18 protein-coding genes are annotated in these 21,305 nt (G+C 61.9%); 10 read left to right on the top strand and 8 right to left on the bottom strand.

Annotation, left to right across the window (positions count from 1 at the left end; translation table 11 throughout):
• Nucleotides 1–15: 15 nt before the first annotated feature.
• The 4 genes from GTP58_RS06930 to GTP58_RS06915 all read left to right on the top strand — a co-directional run bounded on the left by GTP58_RS06930 (nt 16) and on the right by GTP58_RS06915 (nt 4,789).
• Nucleotides 16–753 carry a response regulator gene (locus GTP58_RS06930; protein ID WP_229215445.1) on the top strand — a complete coding sequence of 246 codons (738 nt, stop codon included), beginning with the start codon at nt 16–18 and terminating at the stop codon, nt 751–753.
• Entirely contained in the window at nt 750–1,814 is a 1,065-nt protein-coding gene (locus tag GTP58_RS06925) for an ATP-binding protein (RefSeq protein ID WP_161076791.1), read from the top strand. Before GTP58_RS06930 ends, GTP58_RS06925 begins: the two co-directional genes overlap by 4 nt.
• Nucleotides 1,815–1,913: 99 nt before the next feature.
• Nucleotides 1,914–4,112 carry a bifunctional diguanylate cyclase/phosphodiesterase gene (locus GTP58_RS06920; protein WP_161076790.1) on the top strand — a complete coding sequence of 733 codons (2,199 nt, stop codon included), beginning with the start codon at nt 1,914–1,916 and terminating at the stop codon, nt 4,110–4,112.
• Nucleotides 4,109–4,789: a Fe2+-dependent dioxygenase gene (locus GTP58_RS06915; RefSeq protein ID WP_161076789.1), complete on the top strand. Its 681-nt coding sequence runs from the start codon at nt 4,109–4,111 to the stop codon at nt 4,787–4,789. The genes GTP58_RS06920 and GTP58_RS06915 overlap by 4 nt, the downstream gene beginning before the upstream one ends.
• Here the strand turns inward: GTP58_RS06915 and GTP58_RS06910 are convergent.
• The 3 genes from GTP58_RS06910 to GTP58_RS06900 all read right to left on the bottom strand — a co-directional run bounded on the left by GTP58_RS06910 (nt 4,743) and on the right by GTP58_RS06900 (nt 7,350).
• Nucleotides 4,743–5,027: a hypothetical protein gene (locus tag GTP58_RS06910; RefSeq protein WP_161076788.1), complete on the bottom strand. Its 285-nt coding sequence runs from the start codon at nt 5,025–5,027 to the stop codon at nt 4,743–4,745. The two genes, GTP58_RS06915 and GTP58_RS06910, sit on opposite strands and share 47 nt — an antisense overlap.
• Before the next feature lie 51 nt (nt 5,028–5,078).
• Nucleotides 5,079–5,777, bottom strand: coding sequence for an NAD(P)-binding domain-containing protein (locus GTP58_RS06905; protein ID WP_161076787.1), 699 nt, complete (start codon nt 5,775–5,777; stop codon nt 5,079–5,081).
• Between the two features lie 109 nt (nt 5,778–5,886).
• On the bottom strand, nt 5,887–7,350 hold the full coding sequence (locus GTP58_RS06900; RefSeq protein ID WP_161076786.1) for a PLP-dependent aminotransferase family protein: 1,464 nt from the start codon (nt 7,348–7,350) through the stop codon (nt 5,887–5,889).
• Between the two features lie 91 nt (nt 7,351–7,441).
• On the opposite strand from GTP58_RS06900, the gene GTP58_RS06895 reads away from it, so the two are divergent.
• A complete protein-coding gene (locus GTP58_RS06895; RefSeq protein WP_161076785.1) occupies nt 7,442–8,635 on the top strand; it encodes a multidrug effflux MFS transporter in 1,194 nt (397 codons plus the stop codon).
• Here GTP58_RS06895 and GTP58_RS06890 read toward each other — a convergent pair.
• Nucleotides 8,625–9,305, bottom strand: coding sequence for a 4'-phosphopantetheinyl transferase (locus GTP58_RS06890; RefSeq protein WP_161076784.1), 681 nt, complete (start codon nt 9,303–9,305; stop codon nt 8,625–8,627). The genes GTP58_RS06895 and GTP58_RS06890 overlap by 11 nt on opposite strands.
• A gap of 63 nt (nt 9,306–9,368) precedes the next feature.
• Here GTP58_RS06890 and fhuF point away from each other — a divergent pair, with 63 nt between their 5' ends.
• Nucleotides 9,369–10,112, top strand: a complete 744-nt coding sequence (gene fhuF, locus GTP58_RS06885; protein ID WP_161076783.1) for a siderophore-iron reductase FhuF — start codon at nt 9,369–9,371, stop codon at nt 10,110–10,112.
• Here fhuF and GTP58_RS06880 read toward each other — a convergent pair.
• The 3 genes from GTP58_RS06880 to GTP58_RS06870 are packed head-to-tail and all read right to left on the bottom strand — an operon-like array spanning nt 10,044 to nt 14,818.
• Nucleotides 10,044–10,805: a thioesterase II family protein gene (locus GTP58_RS06880; protein WP_229215444.1), complete on the bottom strand. Its 762-nt coding sequence runs from the start codon at nt 10,803–10,805 to the stop codon at nt 10,044–10,046. The genes fhuF and GTP58_RS06880 overlap by 69 nt on opposite strands.
• Nucleotides 10,802–12,436, bottom strand: coding sequence for a cyclic peptide export ABC transporter (locus GTP58_RS06875; protein WP_161076782.1), 1,635 nt, complete (start codon nt 12,434–12,436; stop codon nt 10,802–10,804). Before GTP58_RS06875 ends, GTP58_RS06880 begins: the two co-directional genes overlap by 4 nt.
• Before the next feature lie 12 nt (nt 12,437–12,448).
• Complete coding sequence (locus tag GTP58_RS06870) at nt 12,449–14,818, bottom strand: penicillin acylase family protein (RefSeq protein ID WP_229215443.1); 2,370 nt, start codon at nt 14,816–14,818, stop codon at nt 12,449–12,451.
• 162 nt (nt 14,819–14,980) lie between these two features.
• Here GTP58_RS06870 and GTP58_RS06865 point away from each other — a divergent pair, with 162 nt between their 5' ends.
• Nucleotides 14,981–16,216: a lysine N(6)-hydroxylase/L-ornithine N(5)-oxygenase family protein gene (locus tag GTP58_RS06865; RefSeq protein WP_161076781.1), complete on the top strand. Its 1,236-nt coding sequence runs from the start codon at nt 14,981–14,983 to the stop codon at nt 16,214–16,216.
• A gap of 138 nt (nt 16,217–16,354) precedes the next feature.
• Complete coding sequence (locus GTP58_RS06860; protein WP_161076780.1) at nt 16,355–18,553, top strand: TonB-dependent siderophore receptor; 2,199 nt, start codon at nt 16,355–16,357, stop codon at nt 18,551–18,553.
• A 36-nt stretch (nt 18,554–18,589) separates the two neighbouring features.
• Here the strand turns inward: GTP58_RS06860 and GTP58_RS06855 are convergent, their stop codons facing one another.
• Entirely contained in the window at nt 18,590–19,429 is an 840-nt protein-coding gene (locus GTP58_RS06855; RefSeq protein WP_161076779.1) for a formyltransferase family protein, read from the bottom strand.
• A 137-nt stretch (nt 19,430–19,566) separates the two neighbouring features.
• Between GTP58_RS06855 and GTP58_RS06850 the strand changes: the two genes are divergently transcribed.
• The gene (locus GTP58_RS06850; RefSeq protein ID WP_161077290.1) at nt 19,567–20,520 is read left to right on the top strand and encodes an alpha/beta hydrolase; all 954 of its coding nucleotides are present in this window, start codon (nt 19,567–19,569) and stop codon (nt 20,518–20,520) included.
• The gene (locus GTP58_RS06845; RefSeq protein ID WP_161076778.1) at nt 20,513–21,256 is read left to right on the top strand and encodes a GNAT family N-acetyltransferase; all 744 of its coding nucleotides are present in this window, start codon (nt 20,513–20,515) and stop codon (nt 21,254–21,256) included. The genes GTP58_RS06850 and GTP58_RS06845 overlap by 8 nt, the downstream gene beginning before the upstream one ends.
• Nucleotides 21,257–21,305 lie beyond the last annotated feature (49 nt).

Below are 21,305 nucleotides of genomic sequence, written 5' to 3'. Positions count from 1 at the left end.
CATGACGATATGAGCATGAATACTGAAATGCCGGGCGCCAGCGGCGACTCGGACCTGCAGGCGCTGGTGCTGGTGGCAGAGGATGAATCGGAGATCGCCCAGATCCTGATGGCCTACCTGTCCCGTGCGGGCCTGCGCGTCGCGCACGCGCCGGACGGCCGCCGCGCGCTGGAAATGCACGATATGCTGAAACCGGACCTGGTGCTGCTGGACGTGCAGATGCCGCAGCTGGACGGCTGGTCCGTGCTGTCGCAGATCCGCCAGCGCGGCAACACCGCAGTCATCATGTTGACCGCCATGGACCAGGATCTCGACAAGCTGATGGGCCTGCGCATCGGCGCCGACGATTATGTGGTCAAGCCGTTCAATCCCGCCGAGGTGGTGGCGCGCACCCAGGCCGTGCTGCGCCGCACCGCCGGCGCCAGCACGCCGGCGCACAAGCTGCTGCGCGTCGAGGGCATCGAAATCGACCTCGATCACTACGAGGCCGCCGTCTGTATCGACAATACGCCGCGCCAGGTACTGGCACTGACGCTGACCGAATTCCGCCTGCTGGCGCACATGGCGCGCGCGCCCAAGCGCGTCTTCAGCCGCGCCGAATTGCTGGCAGCCTGCCTGCCCGAAGGCGAAACGCTGGAACGCACGGTGGACAGCCATCTCAGCAAACTGCGCAAGAAAGTCGAAGCAGCGGGCATCAGCGGCCTGCTGGAAGCGGTACGCGGCGTCGGGTACCGCCTGGGGAGCGGTGCATGAAGCTTAATGCGGGCATCAGCCGGCAAATCTCCATGTCGATGGCGCTGGTCGCGCTGGGTATCATTTTGCTGGTGCAGATCAGTTCTTACGCGCTGTACGCGTGGCTGCTGCGCTATTCACCCGAGTTCCAGTCCGACCCGATGGACATTTGGCCGACCAAGGAAGAAACCATCTGGCTGGTCGTCACCACACTGCTGTCGCTGGCGATCGCCGTACTGGCGGCCGGCAAACTGTCGCGGCGCATCCTGGCGCCACTGAATTCGGTGGCGGAGAGCCTGCGCCAGGTCGCCCAGGGCAATCTGGCCGCACGCGCCACCAGCGACGAACACGCGATGGGCGAAACCGCACAGCTGGTGGACGATTTCAACCAGATGGCCGCGCGCCTGCAGGACATGGCGCAGCACCGCGCGTTCTGGAACGCCGCCATCGCCCACGAACTGCGCACCCCCGTCACGATCCTGCGGGGCCGGTTGCAAGGTATTACCGAGGGCGTGTTCGCTCCGGAGCAGAGCCAGTTCCAAAGCCTGCTCACCCAGGTCGAGGGCCTGGGCCGGCTGATCGAAGACTTGCGCACTGTCGCGCTGGCGGAAAGCGGCCACCTGCCGCTCCAGCGGCTCAGCGCCGATCTGGCAGAGGAAGTGAGCAGCGTGGTCCAACTGGCCGAGCCGCTGCTGCAGGCGGCGGGATTTCAGCTCCAGCTGCAACTGTGCCGTGAACCCGTGTTCTGCGATCCGATGCGGATACGCCAGGCGTTGCTGGCATTGCTGGAGAACGCGCGCAAGCATGCCACACCGGGCATCTTGCGGGTCAGCGTCTCGGTGGCCGACGACGTATGCCGGCTGTGCGTCGAGGACCAGGGTCCCGGCATCGATGCCGCACTGGCGCGCAATGTGTTCGATGCCTTCCAGCGCGGCGACCAGTCCATGCGCAGTGAAACCGGCGGGAGCGGCCTCGGTCTGGCCGTGGTCAAAGCCATCGCCCTGGCGCATGGCGGCATGGCCATCTGCCGCTCATCGCCGCTGGGCGGTACGGCCTTCGAACTGAATTGGCCATCGACTTGACTTGATCTAGAGCATTTTTTTGCCGCTGTATGCACGCTAGACTGGTGGTTGGCGTACGGCGCGCATCCCGCACGCCGGCCTTACTACAGGATACGAGGCATGCAGGGAGACACTCGCGAAGTGGACCAGACCGTCGCGGACATGATGCCCGGCGAGGACGAGATCCAGCAGCGATTGCATTATCTCGAGTTGACAGCGGACGATGTGGCCCTGTTGCGCCACATCCATCCGCTGCTGCAACCACGGCTGCCGGCCGTCATCGCCGCCTTCTACCGGCACCTGCTGGAGATACCGGTACTGCAGGCCTTACTCAGCGATCCGGTGGTGCTGGACCGCTTGCATCATCTGCAGGGCGCTTACTTCCAGACGCTGACAGCCGGCGAGTATGGTAGCGACTACGTGCGCCACCGGCTGCGCGTCGGGCTGGCGCACCAGCGCATCGGCCTGGAACCGGTGTGGTACATCGGCGCCTATCGCAAATATCTGGGCGACCTGGCGCCGGTGCTGCACGACATCCTGCGCGACCGCCCTGCGCAGTTCCTCTCTACCTACAATGCCTTGATGAAGGTGGTCAGCTTTGATATGGGCCTGGCGCTGGACACCTATATCCAGGCGGGCCGCCAGCAATTGCGGGCCAGCGAAGCACGCTTCCGCGCGGCCTTTGGACAAGCCGCCGTGGGTCTGGCGCAGGTGACAGCAGACGGCCGCTGGTTGCGCGTCAACCGCAAGCTGCTCGATATTCTCGGCTACGACGAGGACGAAATGCTGGCCATGCGCGTACCCGACCTGATCTCGCCGGAAGACTGGCAGATAGACGCGCCGCTGCTGCAAGCGCTGGCCAATGGCGACCTGCAAACCTCGGCGCGCGAAAAGCGCTACCGCTGCAAGGACGGACGGCTGGTGTGGGTCAAGGCCACCGTGACGGCCATGCAGCCCGGCACGCTGGTCGCCGTACTCGAAGACATCTCGCAACGTAAGCAGTTCGAAGAAGAGCTGATGCACCTGGCCCGCCATGACGCGCTCACCGGCCTAGCCAACCGCACCTTGCTGCTGGACCGCGTCTCGCAGGCCATCGCCCAGGCACGGCGCAGCGGCGCCCTGGTGGCCATGCTGTTCCTCGACCTGGACCGCTTCAAGACCATCAACGACAGCCTTGGCCACGATGCCGGCGACCGCGTAGTGATTGAAGTCGGCCGCCGCCTCAAGCAGTCGGTCCGCGATGCCGATACCGTCGCCCGGCTGGGTGGTGATGAATTCGTGGTGCTATTGGCCGATCTTCCGCACGAACTGGTGGCCGCTGCACTGGCGCAGAAAATCCTGTGTGCGCTGTTTGAACCCATGCTGATACAGGGCCACGAACTGGCGCCCGCATGCAGCATCGGCATCAGCCTCTATCCACGCGACGGCGCCGATGGCAAGACCCTGCTCAAGAATGCCGACGCCGCCATGTACCAGGCCAAAGCCCTGGGGCGCGGCAATTACCAGTTCTATTGCGAAGAGATGAACGCCCGCACGCTGGACCGGTTGACGCTGGAGAGCGGCCTGCGGCACGCGGTAGAACGGGGCGAGCTGCAACTGATGTATCAGCCACAGATCGACCTCGCCAGCGGCAAGGTGATTGGCGCAGAAGCGCTGCTGCGCTGGCAACCTAATGGCCAGCGGCTGGTGATGCCCGATGCCTTTATTGCGATCGCCGAAGAAACGGGGCTGATCGTGTCGATCGGCGAATGGGTGTTGCGTACCGCCTGTGCGCAGCAGGTGGCCTGGCATCGCGCGGGGTTGGCGGATGTGCGGGTCGCCGTCAACCTGTCGGCACGCCAGTTCCGCCAGCATGGACTGGACGCCATGGTGGCACGCGTGCTCGCGGATACCGGTTGCCCCGCCAGCTATCTTGAGCTGGAGATCACGGAGACGGTGCTGATGGAGCGGCCGGACAGTGCAGCGCAAACCCTGCAGCGCCTGAGCGACATGGGCGTGCAGTTGGCGATAGACGATTTCGGCACTGGCTATTCCAGCCTCTCCTATCTGAAGCGCTTCCCCATACACGCGCTGAAAATAGACCGCTCTTTCGTCTGCGACATTCCGGCGGACACCGACGACGCGGCCATTGCCGGCGCAGTCATCGCCCTGGCGCACAGCATGGGCCTGACGGTGGTGGCGGAAGGCGTGGAGACGGTGCAGCAGCGCGATTTCCTGCGTGAGCTGCGCTGCGATCTGGCACAAGGCTACTACTTCAGCGAACCAATAAGCGCTACCTCGCTGGCCAACAAATTCATACACGGAGAAATACAAAAATGATGTTACACATACCAGGTCTTCTGACACCCGAACAAGTGGCCAACATGCGCAGTCAGCTGAATGCCGCCAACTGGGTGGATGGCCGCGAGTCCGTCGGCGATCAGGGCGCGCAAGTAAAGCGCAACCGCCAGTTGCCGGAACACTCGCCATTGGCGAAAGAGCTGGGTCAGACCGTGCTGGATGCACTGGCGCGCAGCCCGCTGTTCTTTTCGGCAGCGCTACCGCAGCGCACCTGCCCGCCGCTGTTCAACAGCTACGCCGATGGCGGACATTACGGCAACCACGTCGATGGCTCCATGCGCCGGGTGTATCCGGGTGGGCAGTGGCTGCGCACCGACGTCTCCTCTACCCTGTTCCTGACCGATCCCGACGAATATGACGGCGGTGAGCTGATCGTCGAAGACACTTACGGCACGCATGAAGTCAAACTGCCTGCGGGTGACCTGATCGTCTATCCCTCAACCAGCATTCACCGCGTCGAACCTGTGACGCGTGGTGCACGCGTGTGTTCCTTCTTCTGGACGCAGAGCATGGTGCGTGACGATGGCCGCCGCAGCATGCTGCTCGATTTGGACCGCAACATCCAGGCCCTGCGTGCGCGCCTGGGCGATTGCGAGGAGACCGTCGGCCTCACTGGCCACTACCACAATCTGCTGCGGCAGTGGAGCGAAGCCTGATCTGGCCAAGTATCTGACGGGCCGGCGCATCGTTTGCGTCACGCCAGATATCGCGCGCTTCGTCGTAATCATCGCTATCGACTTGTACCAGCGAGACGCCATGCAGCACCGGCCGGGTCATCTCGCCAACCGGCGGCGGCTCAATCAGCCGCACAGACTGGGTGCCGACGGCAATCACCTTGTTGCCGCCCTCGTTCGCATCCCATTCCTCGCACATGCCTGGATCGTTCTGGCACATGAATAGCCGTTTTTGATCGCTGCATGGACGAAGCGCAGATCAACGACGTGCTCAGGCTGGGGACTCGAATGTGCCTGGGCTGTTCGGCGTAGCGCGCCATTCAGGCTTGCGTTGCGGCGTCGCTTCCGCCAGCGCAAGGCGCACGCCGGCGATGTCGTAGTCCTTGAGATAGCCCGGTGTGCCCGGTTGCTGGCGCCATGACTCATCCATCGTGCCCGCATCCACCGGATCAAAGCCGATGTCGTCCACCAGTTGCATCACCAGCGTTTTCGCTGGGGCGCTGTCGCCGGCCACCGCCAGTGCGACCCGGCCACTATCCGTCTGTGGCCGTGCCCTGTCCAGCAAATGCTGCGCGATGATGCTGTTGAAGACCTTGATGACCGGACGTCCCAGCTGCTTCTCAACCCAGCCGCTCTCGGTCATCCCCGCCTCGACGCCAGCAATCAGGCCATCGCGCTGCTGTGGGTAGTAATTGCTGGTGTCGATCACCACCAGATCCGCCGCCGCATTCTGCAACAGGTCTTTCGGCAGCGTGCTGACCGCCGCCATCGGCACGGTGACGACGACAACGTCCGCACCGCGCACTGCGTCCACCACCGTCGCTGCGCGTGCGCCAGTCTCGCTTGCCAACGCCTGCAAGGACGCCGGCCCGCGTGAATTGGCCACCGCCACCTGATGCCCTGCCCTGGTAAATAAACGGGTCAACGCCGCACCGATATTGCCCGATCCAATAATGCCAATGTTCGCCATACCATTCCTTTCGTGACACCCCCGTGGGGTCTATGCGTGAATACTATTCCTGTTCAAAAGACGCATAAATAGTGCTTCAAGCATTTGTGTCACAACCAGGAGTATGGAATCAGCCGGTCAGCAAATCTGCCAGTAGGCGTGCGCCATAGCGGGCCTGGGCCATCGTCAGTGCGGCATAACCGATGATGACAGCGGGAGCGGACACGGTATCCCGGCATAGGCTGCGCAGCCCTTGCAGGCTAAGGCCCGCAGCCGCGGCGCGCGCGCAAAATCCGGCTTCGTCCGTCCCCTCGGGTAGCCACAGAACGAAGTGGAACCCTGCATGCTGCCCGCTTATCGTGTAGCGTCCCGGCGCATGGGACGCCAGCGTCGCCAGAATCGCATCGCGGCGCTCCTGGTAGGCGCGGCGGGATGTCCGCAAGTGGCGAATGAATCCGCCATCCTTGAGCCAGGCGGCCAGCGCCAGTTGCTCCGTCACGCCAACCGAACGGCCCGTGGTTTGCCACAGCTTCAGCAAACGTGGTTTCAGCTGCCGGGGCACGATCGCATAGCCGACCCGCAGCCCCGCAAACAGCGTCTTGTTAAAGCTGCCGCAGTAGACCACCCGGTCGCCATGATCGAGCGACTTCAGCGCCGCCAACGGCGCAGTGAGATAGTTAAACTCACTGTCATAGTCATCTTCGATAATCCAGGCGCCGCTGGTGCCGGCCCAGTCCAGCAACGCCAGCCGGCGTGTGACCGGCATCGTGACGCCGGTTGGCGACTGGTGCGCAGGCGTGACATACACAAGCCGCGCATCGGTGTGATGGTCCAGTTGATCGCATTGCAGGCCCTCGCTATCTACGGGTACGGGAACCACCTGCGCACCAGCCTCGGTAAAAATCTGCGTCGCCGCAGCGTAGCCAGGATCTTCGACACAGACCTTGTCTCCCGCGCGCAGCACGCTACGTGCAAGCAGGTCAAGCGCATGGCGTATGCCGGTCAGGACGACGATATCATCAGCATCGCAGTCTATGCCCCGATAGCTGCGCAAGTAAGCCGCGATCTGGGTCCGCAACGTCAACAGCCCCTGCGGATCGGCGTCCGACAGCACGTCAGCATGTGCGCCATGGATAGCGCTGGCGAGATGCCGCGACCATGAAGATATCGGGAACAGCGCCGGATCGGCCAGCCGGGCCACGAACGCCCGTCCCGCCCGCACGCTCACCTCCTCAGTCTTATAGATCTCATCCTGCTCGGCGCAATGCGGAACTGGCGCCAGGCCGGCCGGCATCATATAGCGGTCCGGCACAACGGCGCTGACACGGGTGCCGGAACCAGGCATGCGCGTCACATAAGCTTCCGCGCTTAACCTGTCATACACAATTTCCACCGTCCCGCGCGACAGTCCCCAGCGCTCGGCCAGCGCCCGGCTGGACGGCAGGCGGCCGCCGGCAGCAATCAAACGGCCCAGAATAGCGTCGCGCAACGCCGTGTAGACGATATCCTGCTTGCTGCCCTCCTCTTCAGAACATGCCTGCAATGCCGTAGGTCGCGGCAAGTCCAGCGCAAGTTCCGCCTTTCCTCGTGCCATAGTGGTCCAATGATTAATCTGTCAAACGGTACTGGGCATTAGACCATAGCGACACTAGACTTGCAAAATACCCAACCCTCCACGCATCGGCATGTCCGCAAAAAATCTTCATCCACGAACCTGGACCATCCTCCTGCTGCTCGTTGTCTGTCTTCCCCGCCTGACCATTGACGCCTACCTGCCATCGCTTCCCGCCATGGCAGATGCACTGCATGCATCCGACGCACAGCTACAGCTCACACTGACCTTGTACATGGCCGGTTACGCGGTTTCCATGCTGGTCTGCGGCCCGCTGTGCGACCGCATCGGCCGCAGGCCGGTACTCCTATGGGGCACCCTGTTATATCTGTTTGCCACACTGGTCTGCGCAACGGCCTGCAGTGCCGGGACCATCATCATCGCCAGGATGTTCCAGGCCCTGGGCGGCTGCAGCGGCACTGTGGCCGGACGCGTGATCGTGCGCGACCAGTTTGACCAGCGCACGCAGGCCGCCATGCTGAGCAGAATCTCCATGGGCATGGCGCTTTCACCCATTGTCGCTCCGCTGGCCGGTAGCCTGATCGACGCCGCACTCGGGTGGCGCTGGGTCTTCGTCGGACTGGGATTGCTGGCCACCGTGTCGCTCGCCATGACCGGGTTACTGCTGCCTGAAACCCGCCCTGTCCAAGACTCGGCCAATATCCTGAGCACCTACCGTCGTTTGCTCAGCGATCGCTATTTTTTGCGCTATGCGTTGGCGATCAGCTTTGTCTACTGCACCTATTTCCCGTTTGTCGCCGAATCGTCAATGCTCCTGCAAAGGACCATGCACCTGTCGGCCACCGGTTACGCCCTGGTATTTGGCTTGACTGTCACCGGATACGTCGGCGGCTCTCATGGTTTCCGGCGCCTGTCCGCCAGCCATCCGGCAGATCGCCTGATCTCCGGCGCCGTCCTGCTGAACATCGCGGGAGCCGTCATGCTGATGAGCGCAACGACGCTCTTCCCGGATTCGATAACCGCCATCGTCCTGCCATTCATCGTCATCATGCTGTCGGTAGGCGTCGCCATTCCGGCATGCCAGTTCCGCGTGCTGCAGCCTTATGCCAGCATCACCGGTTCGGCGTCCGGCCTGTTCTTCTTCATACAGATGGCGCTGACGGCGATATGCAGCCTGCTCACCAGCCGCCTGTCCGACGGCAGTGCGGCACCGATGGTGTACATCACATTGGGCAGCAGCCTGGCATTTGGCGCCGTATGGCTGGGCGCGGGCAAGGCCGCCGTCAAAATCCCGTCTACCAGCTAAAGATGGTCAGCACCTCACCAGCAGCCAGCCGATGAAAGCCGATTTCACATGGCCGGCCGCGAGGCCAGTCAGCGCAGAGCATCTCTTCCGTCACAAAATGCAGGCGCTGCGCTGAAAGATCGACGGACAGCAAGCGCAAGGCCGAAAAATCAAACACCCGGCCAACGGTCTGCGCGAGCGCCTTGTAGAAACTCTCCTTGGCGGAAAAGACCAGCGCCAGGACCAGCGGATATGCCAGCTCATTCACAGCAGCCAGCACGGCATGCTCCGCAGGTTGCAGCACCAGTTGCTCGACGCTGTGGATGGTGTCAGGCGCAATCGCCTGCTCGATATCGATTCCCAGGCCACGGCAGCGATACGCTGGCAACACCGCCGCCGCCGCAACTCTATTTGTATGAGTAATCGTCCCTCTCACGGCGGCCGGGAAAATCGGCTCTCTCATGGCGCCTATCCCGACTTCGACGGCAGCATATCCCTGCTCCCGCAGCGCCAGCGCAGCAGCCAGCCGGCCAAAGAAGAATTCCGCCTGACGCTTTTTTACGCTGCGCTGGATCGAAACCGGCATGACAATAGCAGCATCAGCGAATACCGACGGATCAAACGCAGCCAGGTCATAGCGCAGCATCTGCACATTGCAGTCACCGGCTGCGGAATGCAGGCGTAGCTGCATATGCTCGCTGCCGAAGGTTGATGCTGTTTTCAAATTTCTGCCCGCCTCATTCGTCTATCCGGCATGATCCCATTACTTGAACCCCTGTTCCAGGGTGACATGCGCAGCTACGGCGAGTCGCTGTCTCACGCGCCCACATTTCCAGCAACCGCCATACCGCTGGCGCAGTTGCTGGCCGAGCCGGATTTGCTCACAGCCCAGCTAAGCGCAGCCGCTGACAATTTCGGCGTACACGACCTACGCCCTGCCGCCTCGGCCTGGAGTAACCGCTATCTGGCCGCCTTGCTGCCGCCGCTTGTTGCGGCGGCCACGTTGCTGCATCATCGCTTTCCCGCTAGTGAAATGGCCGTGAGCCTGGCGCCTCATGGCGAGGTGGCAGGATTCCACATTCGCGAGCTGGGCGAGTCACTGCCTGGCACAAACGCGGTACAGCGCTACGATACACTATTGCGCGGCCATTTGACCCCGCTATTCGTTGAGTTGAACCGCCAGTCCGGACTGGCACAGAAGATCATGTGGGGGAACACGGTGCGTTGGCTGACGTTCCTGTTCGACGCGATGCTGCGTTTCGACGCCCCCCATGCTGGCGCCGTAAACAGCGACCGCGCGCAACTGCTGGATCATGCCCAATGGCGCGGCGAAGAAAATCCGCTGCATATGCGCCGCAAGCGCGCCTCACCCAAGCCCGGCGAACAGGCCGCTGCAGACGGCCTGGTTACACTGCACAGCCAATGCTGCCTATACCATCTCCTGCCCGGCCAGGGCTATTGCGGGGCTTGTCCGCTCGATCCTGTTCGTATGCAGTAGACGTTCAATGGCGTGCATCAGCCGCGCCTCCTGCGGAGCGTCCCGCAAATAAAAATGGCCGCCGTCGAACCAGTGCAGGCTGAAACTGGCCTGCGTTTCATGGCGCCAGGCCGCCATCTGCTGCGGCGTATTATGGTCACTCCGGCCTGCAAACACATGCAGCGGCAGCGCCAGCGGCTGGCGCCGCGCATCATGCTGGAAGCTGGCGCAGACCTGATAGTCCGCCCGCATCACGGGCAACACCATCTGCATCAACTCTTCGCTGGCAAACGCTTCTTCCGGTGTGCCGCCCTGTTTGCGCATTTCGGCAATCAGCGCACCATCATGCAGATCACCGATGACCGGATTGCGGCAGGTTGGCGCGGCCGACGCAGACACCAGCAGCGCACAAGGCGCCCTGCCCGCAACCGATTGGCTGAGACGCTGTGCCAGTCCATGCGCCAGCAGGCCGCCCATGCTATGACCAAACAGTGCGTAACGTCCGGGCGGCAGCGCGAGATAATCACTAGCCAGCTGCGTCACCATGGCGTCGTAATCTGATACGAGCGGCTGGCTGCCAAGATGGCCGCGCCCTGGCAGCTCCATCGGCAGCACCGTCAGCCAGTCCGGCAGCAGGCGTTTCCATCGGTGATACATGGCGGCGCTGCCGCCGGCATTCGGCAGGCAAAGCAAAGTCAGTGGTGCTGAAGTCATGCCGCCTGCGCTGGACGTTGCGGCACGGTGTCCTCGCTGAGCTGACCGTTTTCCATGCGTATCAGGCGGTCTGCCACGTGGAAGTAGCGGTCATCATGCGAGATCACCAGAATAGTCTTGCCTTGCGCCTTCAGCTCCGCCAGCACTTCAAGATAGAACACATTCTTGAAGACCGGGTCCTGGTCCGCAGCCCATTCATCAAACACCAGGAATGGGCGATTCTCCAGACAGGCCACGACCAGCGCCAGGCGCTTGCGCTGCCCTTGCGACAAGGCCTGTGTGGTGAACGCGCCATTGCGCACCTGTACCTTGTGCTGCAGATGCAGACGCTCGATCAGGCGATTGCCCCGTGCATCCAGGTCGGCGCCAGCCTCGCCACCGTGCAGCAGGCGATCAAACAGGTGGAAGTCAGAAAATACCGTGCTGAATAACTGGCGATACTGATCGCGGCTGGCGTCATCGACACCCTGGTTATTCAGGACTATCTGGCCGCGTTCCGGCGGATACAGACCGACCAGCAGCTTGGCCAGCGTAGTCTTGCCACTGCCGTTGCCGCCGACCAGAAACACCACCTCTCCCGGTTTAAAAGTAAAACTGACCGGTCCCAGGGCGAAGAAATCATCACTCTGCTCGTGATAATAGCGATGCTCAACGTGATCGAGCACGAGCTGCTGCAGTGGCTGGGCCTGGGCGCTGCTGACAGCCTGCTCCGAGTCGCTCATGCCGGCCGTAATTTCATCGATGCGCGTGGCCGAGGCCTTGGCCAGATTGGCGCGCGGTATATTCAGCAGCAGCACCTCCAGCGGCGTGACCATGTACACGAATACCAGTGCAAAGCCGGTCATGATGCGGGTCTGGTTTGATGCGTCCCCCAACAGCACAAACAGCACCAGGCCGATGAATGCATAAATCAGGAAGTTCGCCCAGCTGGCCGAAATCACAAAAATCGACATGCCCAGCGCACGTTCGCTGCGCACCGTTTCGATCGAGGCACCCAGCACCTGCTCGCGGAACACCTTGCGCTTGCCGAAATGCAGGCGCAATTCCTTGGCGCCGTCGGTCAGGGAGCGGAAATGGCCGAACAAGCGATCCTGTTCTTCCGCACCACGGTTAAGATGGCGAATCGCGCGCAGGTTGGCGAGGTGATAGCCGAAGGAGCCCAGGCCGATCAACGCCACCGCAAACAGGAAGATTTTCCACGACAGCAGCAGCATATACACCAGGCAGCCCAGCACCACCACGGCATTGCTCAGAATCGCCGGGAAGGTCACAAAAAACGCCGCCACATTGGCGCTATGCTCCGACAGGGCCGATTGCACCCGCGCTGAACCGATCGACTCCAGGTTGCGGTAGTCGGCGGCGATCACTCGCCCGCTCACATAGCGCCGCAGCTCCGCATGCGCGTGCTGGCTCAGACGCTCAAACAGCACGGAGGCGACGATATGGGTCAGCATCAAGCCCAGGGCCAGCAAGGCGAAAGTGCCCGCCATGCCGGAACGCGCCTCGGGACTGGCACTCAGCGCTTCGCTGATCAGGGCGATCAACGCAACGCCGCAAATACCGTGCGCCACACTGCCGGCGGCGGCGGCCAGCAGCAGGCCCCGCGATTGTTGAATCAAAAAACGCAGCATATATATCCTTGGTTACGGTGTAAGTACGGTACGCGAGACGGTGGCGGCGCGCACCTCCGCATCGTGGAAGGGGAAGGTGCGCCAACGCTTGGCGGCATAGTCCTGCAGGCCGGTGTTACGCGTCACGTTATCCAGTCCGGTTTCGCTCTGGCCATGTGCCAGCAGGGTTTCCGCGACTGCGCCCCGCTCGTTGAAGCGCACCAGCTGCAAATAGCTGTTGCCGATGAAATCCTCGGTCAACCCCTTGCTGCCCAATGGCCGGCAGGCCACCGTGAAGTAGCCGCCCTGATGACAGCCGCCGTACAAGGCCACATGGTCCTTGCCTTCACCCGCAAACAGGTCCCGGCCAAGGGGTGCGTCGAGCGGCTGTCCCGCTGCCTGCATGGCCAGGACGGCTGCACCCAGGCTCTGTGCCATGCGCGCATCGTCGGCGCGGATTTGCGCTGGTGTTTCGAGCGGACGCGCGGGATCAAAAGGAACGCTGAAGCGCTCCTCATCCGGTATGCGCTCCACGCGCGCCCAGAACTGCTCCCACAACAGCGCACCACGGTCCTGGGCGTTGGCGCTATCCGGCCAGGCGCGCAACACCGCGCACGCTTCAGCCAGCGGCACCTTGCGAACGGTGTCGAAGGTCTTGCGTGTTTCAGTATCGCGGGTCACCTCCACTTCGCCACGCTGGCAAATCGCCTGCAACAACGGCTGCTTGTACTGCTGCGCCGCCAGCGAGCGGGCGTCCAGTCCCTGCTCGCCCAGGCTATGCATCACATCGGCCGGCGCCAACGGCGCACGCGCCAGCAAGCCGGCAGCGATGCGGTGACCGGCCTTGCTGCGCAGCGAAGGCTCTTCGCGCTCGCCGCCCAGCAGGCGTTCATAGCCCTCCAGCGGCTGCGCTGGATTGGTCAGCCAATAGCTGTCGTTCATATTCGCTACATAGTCGCTGCGGAACAGGCCTGGCAGGCGTGCAGCAGGCATGGCGCCCGCCTGGGCCGCGCTGCTGTCGTTCAGCCAATTACATTCGCCCCGGCTGCCATCCAGCACCGGTGTACTGGCATCGAGGCCGGCAAATGCCGTCGATACCGGCGTGGCGCAACGGGCGCGAAGATCATCCGGGGCGTTCGGCACCGCGCCGATATCGCCATACCAGACGCGCGCATCGTCACGCCCAATGGCGATCGTGTTCACCCATGGAATACTGGCCTCGCGCTTTTGAATCGCCACAAATTCATCCAGCGAGCGCGCCTGGTTCCAGTAGAAGAAGGTGCGAAAGGCGCGGAAGTTTTCTCCGTTGATGTCGCGCATCGCCAGGGCCTTCTGTTCGCTCCACGCCAGCTGCGGCGCGCGCGCACCCAGGTCAACCACGGGGCCGAACTGGCTGAAATACAGAGTGCGATTGACACTGCTCCCCTTGCCGTCCGCCGCCCGCAGAGGAATGGTGACTGTACGCGTTTGCATCGCCACCGCCTGCTGATCGACGCGATAGCTGGTAGCGCCGGACAGGGTCAGATCGAACAAGCCAAAACGCCGTGCTTCCGACACTGTATGGCTCCACGCCACATGGTCATTAAAACCGAGCATCACAACCGGCACGCCAAGGAAGGAAACACCTGCCACATTCAGCTTGCCAGGAATAGTCAGGTGCGCCTGGTAAAACCGGTCTGGCCCACGCCAGAACCAGTGCGGATTGCCAAACAGGACTGGCTCCGTCTTGCCACTGACATCCCCACCCAGCGCAATCGCATTGCTGCCGATGCCAGGCTGATTGCCAATGGTTTGCGCCAGCAGTTCGCGCAGGGACGGCTGCTCCGTGCTGTCCGCCTGCTTGTTCGCGCCCGGTGGCGCCGCGTTGACAATGGCAGGAATAAAGCGCGCGTAGCCAGCACTGAGCGTCGCTGCATACATGCGGCGGTAAATATCGTCAGCGGTGATCTCCACCACCCAGGGTTCATGCGCGCAAGCGACTTTACCCTGCTTGCGTGCCAGCTTGACATAGCGGTTAAAGCCCGATGCAAAACCATCTACCAGCGCTTGCAGATCCGCAGGCTGCTCCTGCCGGTATTGCTGGATCAGCTCCGGCGTCAGGAAGCCGGCAAAGAATATATCCATTTCCAGATTGCTGGACCGGCCCATCATGGACTCATGCGCTGGACGGTTGGCCGCGCCCCAGTGCAGGCTGCGCCGGCCTTTGAACGTGGTGAAGGCTTCGCTCATGGTGCACAGTGCGTCCTCTGCCTGCACATACCCATAGCCGTGGCCCAGGTCACGCCAGCTGGCAGCCTTGATATGCGGGATGCCATCGGCCGTGCGCCGGATTTCGATATTGCCCGCCTGGGCGGCGGCGCACGCCAGCATCGCCATCAACCCGAATTTCAACCGCCTCAACATGTCCCGCCCTTTCGAAGTTCGCTCACCCACCTGACGTTTCAGTGCGGCGTTTATTTAAAACGCGCTGGATGCTAAACACTTTGGCGCGCGGATCGTCATGGGTGCAAGACCGTACAACGCCGGTTCCCCAAACCGATTAACAGGAATAACAGGACACACATCATGCACATCCATAATCTCATCGGCATCGGCTTCGGCCCATCCAACCTGGCGCTGGCCATTGCATTGCAGGAGCAAGGCCACTCGCCTGACGCGCTGTACCTGGAAAAACAGGAGCACTTTGCCTGGCATCCCGGCATGCTGCTGGATGGTACCCACATGCAGATTTCCTTCCTCAAGGACCTGGCGACCCTGCGCAATCCGGCGAGCCGCTACACCTTCCTGAATTATCTGCACCAGCAGCAGCGCCTGCCGGACTTCATCAATCTCAAGACATTCTACCCAAGCCGCTATGAGTTCAACGACTATCTGGCGTGGGCCGCGCGCCAGTTCGCAGCACAAACCCGCTACGGCGAAGAAGTGACGGCGGTGCTGCCAGTGCAGCAGGATGGCCGCGTGACGCACCTGACGGTCGTCTCACGCGACAGCCACGGAAAGCAGCATGAGCGTCTGGCGCGCAATATCGTGGTCAGCATCGGCGGCGCCGCCTCCATCCCTGAATGCTTTGCGCCGTTCCGCGACGATGCGCGCGTATTCCACTCCAGCGCCTACCTGGCCAGCATGAATAAACTGAAGGACGCGCGCCGCGTCGCCGTAATCGGCGCCGGGCAGAGCGCGGCCGAAATCTTCATGGACCTGCATGGCAAGGGCTGCCACGTCGATCTGGTGACGCGTGCACGCGCCATGAAACCTGCGGACGACAGCCCTTTCATCAACGAAATCTTCAACGCCGACTACACCGACTACGTCTTCAAGCAGCCGCCATCGGAGCGCGCCGCCCTGATCGAGGAACACCTGAACACTAACTACGCGGTCGCCGATACAGACCTGATCGAGCAGATCTTCCGCGTCTTCTACCAGCAAAAAGTACTGGGCCACCAGCACCACCAGTTCCTGCGCCGCCACGAAGTGGTGACGGTCAACGCGGAAGCCAGCGGCATCCAGCTGCAACTGAAGGACCAGGACAGCGGCACCACCTTCGCCAGCCGTTACGACGCGGTGATCCTGGCGACCGGTTATCGCCGCCAGCAGCATCAGAAACTGCTGTCAGCCCTGTCGCCATGGTTGGACAATATGGCAGTGGACCGCAACTACCAGTTGATCGCCGATGAGCGCTTCGCGCCACGCGTCTTCCTGCAAGGCAGCTGCGAAGCCTCGCACGGCCTGTCCGACACCCTGCTTTCCATCACCGCCATCCGCAGCCAGGAAATCGGCGCCGCCCTGCAAGCCACCGCCTGATCCCCGCCGCCGCGAAAGCGGAATAACTTTTTCTTAAATTTCTGCCTCGCTGATTCGTCAGCGGGGTAGGACTACATGCGTCCGTTTCTTTTGAGCATGTACAGCTGCATTTTATTATTATCAACCAGGCAAGTAAATATGCATATTAATCTTCGTCACATCCCTCTCCGGCGCGGTGCGCTGGTCCTGCAACTGGCGCTGGCCAGTCTTTCCATGGGCGGCATGGCCCACGCCGAGCAAGCACCTGCATCCGTCGCCAAGGACGGCCAGACACTGGGCACGGTCACTGTCACTGCCGGCGCCACCGGCCCGACGGAAGGCAGCGGCTCCTACACCACCAGTGCCAGCACCAGCGCCACCGGCCTGAATCTGTCGATCCGCGATACGCCACAATCCGTGACCGTGATTACGCGCGAGCGACTGGATGACCAGGCGCTGCACACCGTCTTCGACGTGGTGAATAACACCACCGGCGTCTCGGCAAAGGAAATCGACAGTGTCCGCGCTTACTACTACGCGCGCGGCTTCCAGATCGACAAAATCCAGATGGACGGCATTCCTATGGTCGGCGGCAACGCAGGCGAGTCGCAGGCCGACACCGCGATTTATGACCGCGTTGAAGTGATCCGCGGCGCAACGGGCCTGATGAGCGGTACCGGTAATCCATCCGCTTCGATTAACCTGATCCGCAAGCATGCGGACAGCAAGGTCTTCACCGGCTCGGCAAGCCTGAGCGTGGGTTCCTGGGACAAGCGCAACGGCGTTATCGATCTGAGCTCGCCGCTGAATGCAGAAGGCACGGTACGCGGCCGCGTCGTCATCAGCGCTGAAGACAAGGACAACTTCATCCGGCTGGAAAACACCCGCAAGACCCTGGCCTATGGCGTAATCGACGCCGACCTGACGCCGGATACCCGCCTCAGTGTCGGCTTCAGCGAGCAGCGCGACCGTCACCGCGGCAACCAATGGGCAGGTCTGCCGATCTTCTACAGCGACTTCACGCGCACCGACTGGGACCGTTCGACCACCACCGCCGCCAGCTGGAACTTCTGGGATACCAAACAGCGCACCGCCTTCGCCACGCTGGAACACCGTTTCGCCAATCAATGGAAGCTGCAAGCTTCGTTCAACCAGCGCACCAACAGCGGCGACCAGCGCCTGAACTGGATGGATGGCGTGGTAGACCGCAACACCGGCCTGGGTCTGGAACCATGGATCATCGGCTATGGCGTCAGCGACAAGCAAAGCGACTTTGGACTGACCGCATCCGGCCCGTTCGAACTGGCTGGCCGCAAGCATGAACTGGCCGTCGGTATCCTGCACGGTGAACACAAGACCTTGTGGCTTTCCAGCGATGCCAGCGTGCTGCCGCCTGTCGGCGACTTCCGCGCCTGGACCGGCGCCTATCCTGAACCCAACTGGTCGCCCTACCAGACCGGCAGCTTCAACCGCGATACGCAGACCAGCGCGTATGCCATGGCCCGCCTGCAGGCGACCGACGCCCTCAAATTCATCGTCGGCAGCCGTGTCACCAACTGGGAGCGCAAAGGCGACAAGGCAATGTGGACGGCGGAAGCCTTCAAGATCACCCACAACGGCGAGATCACGCCATATGTCGGCGCGCTGTACGACCTGACGCCACAAACCACGCTGTACACCAGCTACACCACCATCTTCGATGCGCAGAACTATCGCGACAAGCGCGGCGTCTATGTCGATCCGCTCAAGGGCAAGGCATTTGAAGCCGGCGTCAAGGGCGAGCTGTTTGATGGCAAGCTGAATACCTCGTTTGCCGTGTTCCACATCAAGCAGGACAACTTTGCCATCCCGGACGGCAACGAGGTCATTCCCAATACCCGCGAACAGGCTTACACCACCACCAGCGGCACCAAGACCAAGGGCTACGAGTTTGAGCTGAGCGGCGAACTGGCGCGCGGCTGGAGCGCAAGCCTGGGCTGGAGCCAGTTTAACAGCGAGGATGGCACCGGCAAGGACATCAACACCGCACATCCGCACAAGATGCTGAAGGCTTATACCAAATATCGCCTGCCTGGCGAATGGAGCAAGCTGGCGATCGGCGGCGGCGTGAACTGGGAAGGCCGCAGCTATGCGGAGATCACCGATCCACGCAACGGCAAGACCGTGCAGGTAGGTCAGGATTCCTATGCGGTGGCGAGCCTGATGGCGAACTACCAGTACAGCCCACAGCTGTCGCTGCAAGTGAATGTGAACAATCTGTTTGACAAGAAGTACTACGCCAACCAGATCGACACCTTCAAGAACATCACCTTTGGTGCGCCACGCAATGTGCTGGCGACGCTCAAGTACCAGTTCTGAAAATGAAGAAGGCCGGGTGCAATGCCCGGCCTTTTATCAGGCAGCCTTGCGCAGGCGGCCTGCCATCAGCGTCAGGCCCTGATGCAGCGCCGGGAATAGGCTGTAGTTGAAGTTATTCCAGCGCAGTTCCAGTATCGTGTCTTCCGGATCGATCTCCGTTTTAAGCACATCCACAATCACTTCGCCGGAGTCGATGCCGTTATCGACATAGTGGAATGAAGCGCCCGTCATCCGTAATGGCTCGACCGCGACTGTCTCTTTCGTCGTCCAGTCAACCACCTTCTGGCCGCGCGCGCCGTACAACGCGTCCAGCGTAGCCCAGGCGCCGCGCCGTTCGTAGGGCGACTCCAGGCGGGTAATGCCGGGATGGATATTCACGATACGGCGATGATATGCCGCGCCGGGCCGCACCAGTTCATCCAGGATCACCAGCAGGCCATCAAGCACCACCAGGTCGGCATCCAGCTCATTCAGGCGTGCCAGCAGGCGTGCCTCGAAATCGCGTTTTCCTGCGATGTGCTCCGGTGTGCCTTTGGCGTGACGGCGATAGGTCGACGGGATCGGCTGTAGCAGATCATCCAGCGCGCGGCCTTGTACCGCCAGGCCTTGCGGATAGATCCACTTCTTGCCTTGCTCCCGGCGGAAGCCGTAGCCGGCCAGTTTTTCGCGGTCGCGCGGAGAGTCTGCGTCATCATCATAGATGACGGCTTCCAGGCTGTAGGACAGGCCAAGACTGGTCTCGTTAAGCGCCTCGGTCAGATATTCGAGCGGCGATTTCATGTAGCGCTGCTGTTCCTTGTACTCGATGTACTGCCCCGCCTGATCAGCAGTGGCATTCCTCAACGAGCAGATATAGACGATTTTTGCCTTCGACATAGGGTATATGCGTTCAAGTTGGTTATTCGGGCCGGACTGCCGGACTTAGTAGCATGACGAGCGAGCACACAAAAAAGTTAGCTAAACAAACCGCCATGCGGATCGTCTATCAGACACTGTCATCACTTTTGTTTGTCATGCCGCTCAATCCCGACCTCGCATCTTTCCTGGAGCTGGTGCAAGCCGGCGATAGCCAGCCTATGCATCTGCAAACGCCGGCCGCCGCCCGCGCCAGCTATGACGAAGCAACACCCATGCTCGATGCGCCCGGCGCTGCATCGGTCGCCACGCAAGACCTGTCCCTGCATTGCGCTGACGGTCACCAGGTCGGCGCGAGGCTGTACTCACCACCGTCGACGGACAGCCTGCCTTGCCTGCTGTTCTTCCATGGTGGCGGCTTCTGCATCGGCGGCCTTGACTCGCACGATGCGCTATGCCGTGATCTGGCAGAGCGCACGCCCTGCAAAGTGCTCGCAGTCGATTACCGGCTGGCGCCGGAACACAAATTCCCCGCTGCGTACAACGACGCCCGCGATGCCTGGCAATGGCTATGCAGGCACGCCGCCAGCCACGGGATTGACGCCGGACGTCTGGCCGTTGGCGGCGACAGCGCCGGTGGCACACTGGCCACCACGCTCTGCATCGCCCTGAAAAACGCCGGTCAACGGCAACCGGCGCTGCAAGTGCTGCTCTATCCCTGCACCAGCAGCCAGCAAAACAGTCCGTCCCATGAACGTCATGGTCAGGGTTATCTGCTGGAGGCGGAAACCCTGCAATGGATGTTTGCCCACTACCTGAATCACCCGGATGAGCGCAATGACTGGCGCTTTGCGCCGCTGGCCGCACAGGATGTATCGGGCCTGGCGCCAGCACACATCGCCCTGGCCGAATACGATCCCCTGCTGGATGAAGGCGTGGCCTATGGCGCCAAGCTGCACGACGCCGGCGTGCCGGTAACGCAGAAGATTTATACCGGCATGGTGCATGACTTTGCCCGGTTGGGAAATATCGTTGACGACGCGGACACCCTGCGCGACGATCTGGCGCACATCTTATCTAGCGCCTTTGCCGGCGTAACAGCAAATGATTGAACTCCAGGCCGCGTCCCACGCAGAAGAGCGCAGCAAGCCTGTACTGAATCAGCACAACGCACAGGACCGCGCGCTGTGGCTACCGCAAGTGCAGCGGGTATTTCCATTGAGTTTCGAGATCAGCGGGGAACATCGTCATCCCGCGCGTCCTGCGCAACCTGTGGGCGTGGTGTACCAGCGCCACATCCCATGGCTGCAGCAGACACTGAGCTTTCGCGTAGCCGATATCGATGCCCACCTGCCCCATTTTCACCGCTGGATGAACGATCCGTTTGTCGCGGAGTTTTGGGAGGAAGAAGGTAGCCTCGACTATCATCGCAGCTATCTGGAACGGCTAGGCGCGGACCCACACAGCATTCCGCTCATCGCCTGCCTGGACGAAAGGCCGATCGGCTACTTCGAAGTATATTGGGCCAAGGAAGACCGCATCTCGCCGTTCTGCGACGCCACCGATTTTGACCGTGGCTGGCACGTGCTGATCGGCGAAGCGGATTGCCGCGGCAAGGCCTTTGTATCGGCGTGGCTGCCTTCGATTTCCCACTATCTGTTCCTGGACGATCACCGCACCCACCGGCTGGTGATTGAGCCGCGCTCGGACAACCAGCGCATGCGCCGCAATCTGCAGCGTTCCGGCTATTCCCTGCTGGGCGAATTCGACTTCCCGCACAAACGCGCCGTACTTGGCGCCCTGCCACGCCAGCGCTTCTTCGACGAACAATTCTGGTCCCCGCGATAAGCAAGTCGCCAGCGAACAAGTAGGCTGGCTCCTTTCGGAGCCAGCCTCA

It is taken from the genome of Duganella sp. CY15W, assembly GCF_009857555.1.
GTDB lineage: Bacteria > Pseudomonadota > Gammaproteobacteria > Burkholderiales > Burkholderiaceae_D > Rugamonas > Rugamonas sacchari.
The sequence above is the reverse complement of the archived record's forward strand: the minus strand, read 5'-3'. Positions and strand labels throughout refer to the sequence as shown.